Consider the following 845-nt stretch of genomic DNA (forward strand, 5'->3'; position numbering starts at 1 on the left):
ACTATCGCGGAATCTAAACGTTTTCCGCTGCACGAAATGCGCGATGACATCGCATTCCAGATTATCAATGATGAATTATTTCTCGACGGTAACGCCCGTCAGAACCTGGCGACTTTCTGCCAGACCTGGGACGACGAAAATGTTCATAAGCTGATGGATCTGTCGATCAACAAAAACTGGATCGATAAAGAAGAATATCCGCAGTCCGCAGCTATCGACCTGCGTTGTGTAAACATGGTTGCCGACCTGTGGCACGCGCCTGCGCCGAAAAACGGTCAGGCCGTTGGCACCAACACCATTGGTTCTTCCGAGGCCTGTATGCTCGGCGGGATGGCAATGAAATGGCGTTGGCGCAAACGAATGGAAGCCGCAGGTAAACCGACCGATAAACCCAACCTGGTGTGCGGGCCGGTGCAAATCTGCTGGCATAAATTTGCCCGCTACTGGGATGTGGAACTGCGCGAGATCCCTATGCGCCCCGGTCAGTTGTTCATGGATCCGAAACGCATGATTGAAGCCTGCGACGAAAACACCATCGGCGTGGTGCCGACTTTTGGTGTGACCTACACCGGTAACTATGAGTTCCCGCAACCGCTGCACGATGCGCTGGATAAATTCCAGGCCGACACCGGTATCGACATCGACATGCACATCGACGCCGCCAGCGGTGGCTTCCTGGCACCGTTCGTGGCTCCGGATATTGTCTGGGACTTCCGCCTGCCGCGCGTGAAATCGATCAGTGCTTCAGGTCATAAATTTGGTCTGGCTCCGCTGGGCTGCGGCTGGGTTATCTGGCGTGATGAAGAAGCACTGCCGAAAGAACTGGTGTTCAACGTTGACTATCT

Annotated in this window: 1 protein-coding gene; it reads left to right on the forward strand. The window is 54.3% G+C overall.

What is annotated here, in order from left to right; genetic code table 11:
• Positions 1-845: glutamate decarboxylase (locus A7Z29_RS23060; RefSeq protein WP_105290908.1), on the forward strand; the 845-nt coding region annotated here is incomplete at both ends.

Origin of the sequence: Escherichia sp. MOD1-EC6842 (assembly GCF_002965705.1) — a bacterium.
GTDB classification, from domain to species: domain Bacteria; phylum Pseudomonadota; class Gammaproteobacteria; order Enterobacterales; family Enterobacteriaceae; genus Escherichia; species Escherichia ruysiae.